We start from the raw sequence: 8606 nt of genomic DNA, 5'->3' as shown, positions 1-8606 counted from the left end.
CGTCGACACGATTGAAAAGGGCGCGCCGGGCTTCAAGAATTATTCTGCTCTTTATGAACAGATGTCTCGGCCGATCGACGCCATGCGGTTCCTGCAATCGCGCAATCTGACGGACACGCAGGGCAATGTGCGCCTCGGCCAACTCGACACGCTCTTGAAGGCGATCCGGCGCGAGAAGGGGAAGCCTGGCTACCGTGAGGCCGACAGCGTGACCGACGAGCAGTTGAAGGCACTGGAGACTTTGCGCGACGACATGCGCCTGGCGTCACGCATCGATCTGGGGAAGCCGCGCGGATCGGACACCAGCGTCAACATGTTTACGAACAGCAAGCTTCTCGACATGGCCCAAGGGGCGGCCGCAAAAGTGGCCGGGTCTGCCGGCGTTGGCCTCGGCGGCCTTCTGACGGGTGGCTTTGACGGAGGTCTGCTGGCAGGAGGTGCAGCGAAAATGTTCTCTGAAGCGGCCTCAAAGCGAGCGATAGCCCGTGCGGCAGCCACGCGAGACAAGACATTGGATTATCTAGATAACCGCCTTCTCAATCCCTACGGGCGAGGAAACTGACTCCGTGCAAGGTGCGCTCGATCTGCCGGGCGCGGCGCCGGGCGATGAGATGGGGGATGAAGGCGCATATCGAGAAGATCGTGAGAAGTGCCAGGAATTCGGGCGGGTCAAAGTGCGGTCTGTCCCCAAAGTCAGTGTAGGACGCCCATTCAAACATCGTGCATGCCAGCGGCACCATCATCGCGGGCCAGATTGACCCGCGCATCCACCAGATGCACCAAGCAACGAAGAGGATACCACCGAACCATGTCATATGATCAGGATAATGCGGTTCGTGATGCCAGCACCATGGAAGAATTGTGTGCGGCCATGTCAGGCCAGCCGGGAAGCCCCAATTATAGCGTCGGCAAGCATCTTGCGGAGATTGCCGCTGTCGGTGGTCACAACGAGGTGGAGTTCATGGACCTGCTGAGAGAAAAAGCCCGCGACGGCTTGGCGCAGATGCTTGGACAGGGGCTTCCGCTTGAGCAGATCAGCGCCGCTATCGTCAATGAAGTCGCCCTGGCTGTTACCGGCCGAGCAATGCTCCGTGCACGAGGAGTCGAGCAAACCGGGACCGCATGATGCCGTGGCATCTCTGGCAGCAGGTCAACTCCCGCGGTTCCTCAGTCCAATAGCCGTTCGATGCTGACGCCCAGGGCCTTCGCGATCTTCGCGAGCGCCGATGTGCTGCCTGGCTTCTTCCCGGCCTCGATTTCATTGACGTAGCTCTGCGACACGCCAGATGCGGCCGCCAAGGCTTTTTGCGTCAGGCCCGCGCGTTCGCGCCAGATGGTCAACGCCGACACGTCCTCCAGCACCATGCGCTGCGTCTCGGCGTCCGTATAGGCATGGGCGTGCGCATTGGTCTGTTCGGAGCGGCGAATAGCATCCAGGTCGCTCCTGTCTTCCAGACGATCAAGGATGGCCTCCCAATCCGACCGGTTGAGGGTAATCGTCTCCGGAGTCTCGGAGATGGGTGCAATATGGTTCATTCGTAAATCTCCCCTCTCTTGCCGACCCGGACGACCTCAATGCTTGTCTCGGTCTGGCGATAGATGGCGCGCCAGTCGCCTTTCCGCAGCCGCCAGTAACCTGGCACCCCCTGCATCTCGGTCACGAAGGACTGGCGTTGGGGGTGGCGATCGACGACCAGACGAAGCGCCTCCATGATCCGCTTGGCATCGGCCTTGGGCAGGCCCTTGAGGTCGCGGAGCGCGGCCGGTTCATAGATCAGCTCCATGCGGGAATTATCGCTGATAGCGAATTTTAGATCAACGTCTTTGTCGTTCCCCGCTGTGCCTCTCTGTTCCTACGTGCGCCCCACTGTTCCAATAGGGCAAGCCCCAGCGGAACGTTCGGGGTGGAACAGAATTGTGTTCCAATAAAATACTATTTGATATTTCGGAACACACCCCTCATAACGTCTTAGAGGTTTTGGAACAGATCGCTGAAGGAATAGCCCATGCGGATCGGATATGCGCGGACCAGCACGACGGACCAGGCGGCGGGGTTGGCCGCCCAGATGCGAGATCTTGAGGCGCAGGGTTGCGATCGGGTGTTCACGGAACAGGTATCGGGCACCGTCACCGTCAGGCCGGAACTGGAAGCGGCCATCGACTATCTGCGCCGCGGCGACGCCCTGGTGGTGTGCAAGCCCGATCGCCTGGCGCGTTCGACGGCGGACCTGCTGGCGTTCGTGGAGCGAATCAAGGCCAAAGGGTGCGAACTGGTCATCCTGTCGATGGGAGGCCAGACCCTGGATACCAGCAGTCCGACCAGTAAGCTGATGCTGTCTATGCTCGCGGCGGTGGCCGAGTTCGAGCGTGACCTGATGCTGGAGCGGCAGCGTGAGGGGATCGCCAAGGCCAAGGCGGAGGGGCGATATCTAGGCCGGAAGCCGACCGCGCGGTCGCAGGCCGACGAGGTCCAAAAGCTGGCGAACGAAGGAGTGAGCCCCACCGATATCGCCAAGCAGTTGGGGATCGGCCGGACGTCCGTCTATCGGTGCTTGGGGAAGGTCGCAGGCTGATAATTGTGCCTGCATGTGCCCTGACGGCTCTGTAAAGGGCAGCCCATAAGATGGGCAGCAAGATGGGGATGCTTTATAGGAAGCCTATAACTTCCTGATAAATAAGCATATTTTTTGAGAAATGGCGTCCCATAGGGGATTCGAACCCCTGTTGCCGCCGTGAGAGGGCGGTGTCCTAGGCCTCTAGACGAATGGGACATCTGGCTTGGCGCGGTTCGTATCCCGATGCCGCGGAGCGGTCAAGCCCCGTCCGTACGATAATGACATTTTCTTTGCGCCATCGCCGTCAGGTCGCCACCGCCGCGTCGCGGATGAAGAAGCTGGCATCGGTGCGGCCATTCCAGTTTTCCGCACGCAGCCAGCCCGCCAGATGCAGCGGCGGGGCATTGCGGTCTTCCAGCATCGTGGCGGCAGGGTGGTCATCGGCGCGGAACAGCAGCGCCTTCAGCCGCGGGCCGCCACCCTCGCCTTCCACCAGCACCCGCAGCGTACCGCCTTCGCGGCCGATCCGATCGGCGCGCACCACCCGCACGCGCGGAATGGCCAGCACCGGCTCGTCATTACCCGCACCGAACGGCGCCATGCGGCCGATATCGGCCGCCAGTTCCACCGTCGCGCCGGCCACATGCACCACGCCTTCGATCAGCACATCCACCGCATCCGGCAGGGCCCCCGCATCGCGCAGGCGCTCGTTCAGGAAATCGTGCAGCGCCGGCACCCCGCCCGCAGGCAGCGAGAACCCGGCCGCCATCGCGTGGCCCCCACCGGTGGTCAGCAACCCCATCTGGCGCGCCGCGATGATCGCCGCCCCCAGATCGATATCGGCGACCGAACGACCCGATCCCTTGACCGTCCCGTCCTCCAGTTCCGCCCCCACCAGCACCGGGCGATTGAACCGTTCCTTGATCCGGCCGGCGACAATACCCACCACGCCCGGATGCCAATCCCGCCCCGACAGCACCAGCACCGCGTGCCCGGCCTCGCGCTGGGCCGCCGCCTCTTCCATCGCGCGATCCAGGATCGTGCTCTCCACCGTCTGGCGGCGCCGGTTCACCGCATCCAGCCGTTCGGCCAACCGACGCGCCTCGGCAGCATCGTCGCACAGCAGCAGATCCAGCCCCAGCCCGGATTCGGCAATCCGCCCGCCCGCATTGATGCGCGGCCCCAGCGCGAAGCCGCAGGTGAAGGCCGAGAGCGGGTCGCGCGCGCCCGCAACCTCCAGCAACGCCTCCAGCCCGATCCGCCGCCGCCGCGCCAGCATCTTCAGCCCCTGCGTCACCAGCGCCCGATTCAGCCCGGTCAGCGGCATGACATCGCACACGGTCGCCAGCGCCACGATATCGAGAAACGCCATCAGATCCGGCTCCGGCCGACCGGCAAACCAGCCCGCCCGACGCAGCGCCCGCACGGTCGCCACCGCCGTCAGAAACGCCACCCCCGCCGCGCACAGGCCGCGCTGGCCGGACAGGCAGTCCGGACGGTTGGGATTGACGGTGGCCAGCACGGAAGGCGGCGGCCCCTCGGCCTTGTGATGGTCCAGCACCACAATGTCGGCCCGCCCGGCCAACGTCGCCAGCACATCGCCCGCCGCCGTGCCGCAATCGACACAAACCACCAGCGTTGCCCCCCGGATCACCAGCGCGTCCAGCGCCGGGGCGTTGGGGCCATAGCCTTCGGTCATCCGGTCGGGCACATGGGTCATCACCGGACAGCCCAACTGGCGCAGCAGCCCGGTGACCAACGCGGCCGCACAGGCGCCGTCCACGTCGTAATCACCGAACACGGCCACCGTCTCGCCCCGGCGCACCGCCTCGGCCAGCCGATCAGCCGCCACATCCATGTCCTGCAATGCCGAGGGATCGGGCATCAGCGCCCGCAGCGTCGGATCAAGGAAGGTCGCAGCCGTGCCGCCATCCAGCCCGCGCGCCGCCAGCATCTGCCCGACCAGTTCGGATACGCCCGCCTGCTGCGCGATCATCAGCCCGATCCGCCCCCCGGCATCGGCCAGACGGGAATCCCGCCACAGCCAGCGCCGGCCACCCAGGCTGGACCGCACTCCCAGCACCACCGCCCCTTCAACCGGGTCGGAAGGCGCTTCCATCAGCAGCCCGTCAGCCACAACCGAAGGCGACATAGGCCGTCAATATGCCGGCCAGGTCTTGGTGGTGAAATCGTGATGCGCCTCGACAAAACGCACCGTGCCGGATTTCGAGCGCATGACGATCGAGTGGGTCACGGCGCGCCGGCCATCGCGGCGGATGCCGCGCAGCAGCGGGCCGGTGGTGACCCCGGAGGCCGAAAACAGGACATCGCCTTTCGCCATGTCATACAGACCCAGCTTGCGCGACGGGTCCTTGCCCGGATTCATCTCCCGCGCGCGGCGAAGCTGCTCGTCATCCTCAAACAGCAGGCGGGCCTGCATCTGGCCCCGCACGCAGCGCACGGCAGCAGCGGCCAGCACACCCTCGGGCGCCCCGCCAGAACCGGCATAGATATCCACCTGGCCGTCCGGCAGGCAGGCGGCAATGGCGGCAGCCACGTCGCCGTCGCTCAGCAGCATCACCCGCGCCCCGGCCTCACGCGTCTTGGCGATCAGTTCCTCATGCCGCTCGCGCTCCAGCGCGCACAGCGTCAGCTCGCTGATATCCTTGCGCTTGGCCCGCGCCAGCTCGCGCAGATTGGCGCCAATGCTGGCATCCAGGTCCACCACGCCTTCCGGCAGGTCGGGGCCGACCACGATCTTGTCCATGTATACATCGGGCGCATGCAGGAAATTGCCCGCCTCGGCCAGCGCCACCACCGTCAGCGCGTTGGGCATGTTCTTGGCACACAGGTTGGTGCCTTCCAGCGGGTCCACGGCGATATCCATCGCCGGGCCGCCGGCCCCTACCTTCTCGCCGATGAACAGCATCGGCGCCTCGTCCATCTCACCCTCGCCGATCACCACCGTGCCGTCGATCGCCACGGTATCGAAGGCCAGACGCATCGCCTCCACGGCGGCGCCGTCGGCCTCGTTCTTCTGGCCGCGACCGGTCCAGTGCGATGCGGCCATCGCCGCCGCCTCGGTCACGCGGACCAGTTCCAGGGCCAGGTTGCGGTCGGTGACCTGGTAGGCGGCAGTGGGTGTGGACGTCATCACTCTGTTCCTTAGCTGTCTGGGCCGGTTCTCGTCGCCGGCCTGTTGGACGGGGCCGCCAGGATAGTCAGCCGGCCTCAATACGAATCATCGCCGGTTCGCCGATCACGGCCGGCAGGGCCGCGATCCGGGCCAGTGCCGCCATCATGGCGGATTCCTGTGTCCGATGCGTGACCAGCACCAGCGGCACGGACGGTTCGCCCGCGCCACCACTATCGTCGGCGGCGCGCCCATGTTGCAACATGCTGCGCAGGGACACGCCATGGTCGCGCAGAACGGCCGTCACGTCGGCGATCACGCCAGGCCGGTCATGCACCTGCAGGCGGAGGTAATATTCCTCGTGGAAGGCGGTGCGCGGCAGGGCTTCCACCTGCGTCAGCCCGTCCGTGCTGCGGCCCCACACCGGCACCGCATTGCCGCGCGCGATGTCGATCAGGTCGGCGGCAACGGCGGTGGCAGTCGGCCCTTCGCCCGCGCCCCGCCCTTCCAGCATCAGCCGGCCGACGAACGCACCCTCGACCAGCACGGCATTGAACACCCCATCCACCTGCGCGATCGGCATCTTCTCCGGCACCAGGCAGGGATGAACACGGGCCTCGATCCCATCCTCACGCCGGCGGGCCAGACCCAGCAGCTTGATGCGATAACCCAGCGTCTGGGCGAAGGCGAGGTCCAGCGCATCGATGCCGCGAATCCCCTCGACATGCACCGAGGAAAACGCCACCGGCCGGCCGAATGCCAACCCGGCCAGGATCGCCAGCTTGTGCGCCGCGTCGATCCCATCCACGTCGGTCGAAGGATCGGCCTCGGCATAGCCCAGCGCCTGCGCCTCGGCCAGCACATCGGCGAAGGCACGGCCGCTCTCGCGCATCGCGGTCATGATGTAGTTGCATGTACCGTTCAGGATGCCGCCCACCCGGTTCAGCCGGTCGGCGGCCAGCCCCTCGCGCACCGTCTTGATGGCGGGAATGCCGCCCGCCACCGCGGCCTCGAACATCAAGGGCACGCCCGCCTGTTCGGCCAGTGCCGCCAGTTCGGCACCATGCACCGCGATCAGCGCCTTGTTGGCGGTCACGACCGGCCGGCCGGCCCGCAGCGCCTCCGTCACCAGCCGGCGGGCAATGCCCTCCGCCCCGCCGATCAGTTCGACCACCACATCCACGTCCGGGTCGTGCGCCAGCGCCAGCGCATCGTCATGCCAGGTCACGCCGCCCAGATCGATGCCCCGGTCGCGGGTGCGGTCGCGCGCGGCCACGGCGGTCACCACCAGCGGCCGGCCGGCCCGGGCACCGACGATGGCCGCGTTGCCGCGCAGCAGCTTGACCAGCCCGGCCCCGACCGTCCCCAGTCCCGCGATGCCGATCCGCAATGGCGCCGTCCCCGTTCCGCCCGCCTGTCCGCCCGTGCCACCCGTACCCATCATCCGTCCGGTCACCTGATATCCTGTCGTCGTTCCTGAATTCAGCAATCAGCCGGACGCGGCGCCCACCGCGCCGCGTCCGGGTCAAAAAAACCGGCCGGGACCGCCCCGGCCGCAGAGTCAGATCACCGGCGCCGCATCGGCAGCCAGGTCCGCATCCTTCCCCACCCGGCGGCCGGACGCGGCCGGATCGGGCAGATTGACGCCGTGACGGCCCATGAACTGCCGGATCGCCCGCGTCGCCTGGCGCAGGCGCTGCGTGTTCTCGACCAGCCCGATCCGCACGAAGCCCTCGCCATATTCGCCAAAGCCCAGCCCCGGCGCCACCGCCACCCCGGCTTCCTTCAGCAGCAGCTTCGAGAAATCGACGCTGCCCATCTCGCGGAACGCAGCCGGCAGCGGCGCCCAGGCGAACATCGACCCTTCCGGCGACGGCACGTCCCACCCCGCCGCATGCAGGCCGCGGATCAGCACGTCGCGCCGGTCGCGATAGAGCGTGCGCATCTCGGCCACGCAATCCTGCGGGCCGCTCAGGGCCGCCACCGCCGCCACCTGAATGGGGGTGAAGGCCCCGTAATCCAGATAGGATTTGATCCGCGTCAGCGCATTGATCAGGCGCGGATTGCCGGCGGCGAAGCCCATGCGCCAGCCGGCCATGGAATAGGTCTTGGACAGCGAGGTGAACTCGACCGCGATCTCCTTCGCCCCCGGCACCTGCAGGATCGAGGGCGGCACCCTGTCGCCGAAATAGATCTCGGCATAGGCGAGGTCCGACATGATCCAGATCTCATGCCGACGGGCGAAGGCCACCAGTTCGCGATAGAAATCCAGGTCCGCGACATAGGCCGTGGGGTTGGAGGGAAAATTGACGATCAGCGCCGTCGGCTTGGGCACCGAATGGCGCACCGCGCGATCCAGCGCGCGCAGCATCTCCTCGTCCGGCGTCGCCGGGATCGAACGCACCGAGGCCCCGGCGATGATGAAGCCGAACTGATGGATCGGATAGGACGGATTGGGCACCAGAATCGTGTCACCCGGGCTCGTGATGGCGGCGGCCAGGTTGGCCAGCCCTTCCTTCGATCCCAGGGTGGCAATCACCTCGGTCTCCGGGTCCAGCGTCACGCCGAAACGGCGGTCGTAATAGCCCGCCAGCGCCCGGCGCAGGCCGGGAATGCCCTTGCTGACCGAATAGCCATGCGCGCGCGGGTCGGCCACGGTCTCCACCAGCTTCTGCACGATATGCGGCGGGGTGGGGCTGTCGGGATTGCCCATGCCCAGATCGATAATGTCCTCGCCCCTAGCTCGGGCCGCGGCCTTGGCCTTGTTCACCTCGGCGAACACATAGGGCGGCAGGCGGCGGATGCGATGGAATTCTTCTGTCATGGGTTGGCTCGTTGAGACTGTTTGCCCGGGACCCAGCGCCCCGGACAAGGTTCAGGATGGCCGTTTCGCACCGCTCTTCCGGCGGCATGTCGCG

General features: G+C 66.4%; 9 protein-coding genes and 1 tRNA gene. 3 read left to right on the top strand and 7 right to left on the bottom strand.

The annotated features are described in order from the left end of the window. Together HLH36_RS18960 and HLH36_RS18955 are read left to right on the top strand one after the other, a co-directional pair. The coding region (locus HLH36_RS18960; RefSeq protein ID WP_182987839.1) for a hypothetical protein at nt 1-562 on the top strand (562 nt) is incomplete at its 5' end. Between the two features lie 246 nt (nt 563-808). Then, the gene (locus tag HLH36_RS18955; RefSeq protein WP_182987838.1) at nt 809-1126 is read left to right on the top strand and encodes a hypothetical protein; all 318 of its coding nucleotides are present in this window, start codon (nt 809-811) and stop codon (nt 1124-1126) included. Between the two features lie 41 nt (nt 1127-1167). On the opposite strand, the gene HLH36_RS18950 is transcribed toward HLH36_RS18955, so the two are convergent. Continuing rightward, entirely contained in the window at nt 1168-1536 is a 369-nt protein-coding gene (locus HLH36_RS18950) for a helix-turn-helix domain-containing protein (RefSeq protein WP_182987837.1), read from the bottom strand. After that, nucleotides 1533-1784, bottom strand: a complete 252-nt coding sequence (locus HLH36_RS18945) for a type II toxin-antitoxin system RelE family toxin (protein WP_182987836.1) — start codon at nt 1782-1784, stop codon at nt 1533-1535. The genes HLH36_RS18950 and HLH36_RS18945 overlap by 4 nt, the downstream gene beginning before the upstream one ends. Nucleotides 1785-2006: 222 nt before the next feature. Between HLH36_RS18945 and HLH36_RS18940 the strand changes: the two genes are divergently transcribed. After that, nucleotides 2007-2573 (top strand): recombinase family protein, encoded by a 567-nt coding sequence (locus HLH36_RS18940; protein ID WP_182987835.1) that lies wholly within the window; start codon nt 2007-2009, stop codon nt 2571-2573. Nucleotides 2574-2695: 122 nt separating this feature from the next. Here the strand turns inward: HLH36_RS18940 and HLH36_RS18935 are convergent. The 5 genes from HLH36_RS18935 to HLH36_RS18915 form a co-directional block, all read right to left on the bottom strand. Continuing rightward, nucleotides 2696-2771: transfer RNA gene (locus tag HLH36_RS18935), tRNA-Glu, on the bottom strand. A gap of 88 nt (nt 2772-2859) precedes the next feature. Beyond that, entirely contained in the window at nt 2860-4707 is a 1848-nt protein-coding gene (gene recJ / locus HLH36_RS18930; protein WP_182987834.1) for a single-stranded-DNA-specific exonuclease RecJ, read from the bottom strand. Between the two features lie 6 nt (nt 4708-4713). Then, nucleotides 4714-5709 (bottom strand): class II fructose-bisphosphatase, encoded by a 996-nt coding sequence (glpX, locus tag HLH36_RS18925; protein ID WP_182987833.1) that lies wholly within the window; start codon nt 5707-5709, stop codon nt 4714-4716. Nucleotides 5710-5776: 67 nt separating this feature from the next. Further along, complete coding sequence (locus HLH36_RS18920; RefSeq protein ID WP_182987843.1) at nt 5777-7129, bottom strand: homoserine dehydrogenase; 1353 nt, start codon at nt 7127-7129, stop codon at nt 5777-5779. A gap of 120 nt (nt 7130-7249) precedes the next feature. Further along, nucleotides 7250-8512: an LL-diaminopimelate aminotransferase gene (locus HLH36_RS18915; protein ID WP_246377041.1), complete on the bottom strand. Its 1263-nt coding sequence runs from the start codon at nt 8510-8512 to the stop codon at nt 7250-7252. Nucleotides 8513-8606: the final 94 nt, after the last annotated feature.

It is taken from the genome of Gluconacetobacter aggeris, assembly GCF_014174395.1.
GTDB lineage: Bacteria > Pseudomonadota > Alphaproteobacteria > Acetobacterales > Acetobacteraceae > Gluconacetobacter > Gluconacetobacter aggeris.
Note: the sequence above shows the minus strand (reverse complement) of the source record. Positions and strands in the feature narration are given on the sequence as shown.

What these genes read in the sequence shown, in the direction of transcription:
- HLH36_RS18955 (WP_182987838.1), top strand. Translation starts at nt 809, where the DNA reads ATGTCATATGATCAGGATAATGCGGTTCGTGATGCCAGCACCATGGAA.
- HLH36_RS18950 (WP_182987837.1), bottom strand. Translation starts at nt 1,536, where the DNA reads ATGAACCATATTGCACCCATCTCCGAGACTCCGGAGACGATTACCCTC.
- HLH36_RS18945 (WP_182987836.1), bottom strand. Translation starts at nt 1,784, where the DNA reads ATGGAGCTGATCTATGAACCGGCCGCGCTCCGCGACCTCAAGGGCCTG.
- HLH36_RS18940 (WP_182987835.1), top strand. Translation starts at nt 2,007, where the DNA reads ATGCGGATCGGATATGCGCGGACCAGCACGACGGACCAGGCGGCGGGG.
- recJ (WP_182987834.1), bottom strand. Translation starts at nt 4,707, where the DNA reads ATGTCGCCTTCGGTTGTGGCTGACGGGCTGCTGATGGAAGCGCCTTCC.
- glpX (WP_182987833.1), bottom strand. Translation starts at nt 5,709, where the DNA reads ATGACGTCCACACCCACTGCCGCCTACCAGGTCACCGACCGCAACCTG.
- HLH36_RS18920 (WP_182987843.1), bottom strand. Translation starts at nt 7,129, where the DNA reads ATGGGTACGGGTGGCACGGGCGGACAGGCGGGCGGAACGGGGACGGCG.
- HLH36_RS18915 (WP_246377041.1), bottom strand. Translation starts at nt 8,512, where the DNA reads ATGACAGAAGAATTCCATCGCATCCGCCGCCTGCCGCCCTATGTGTTC.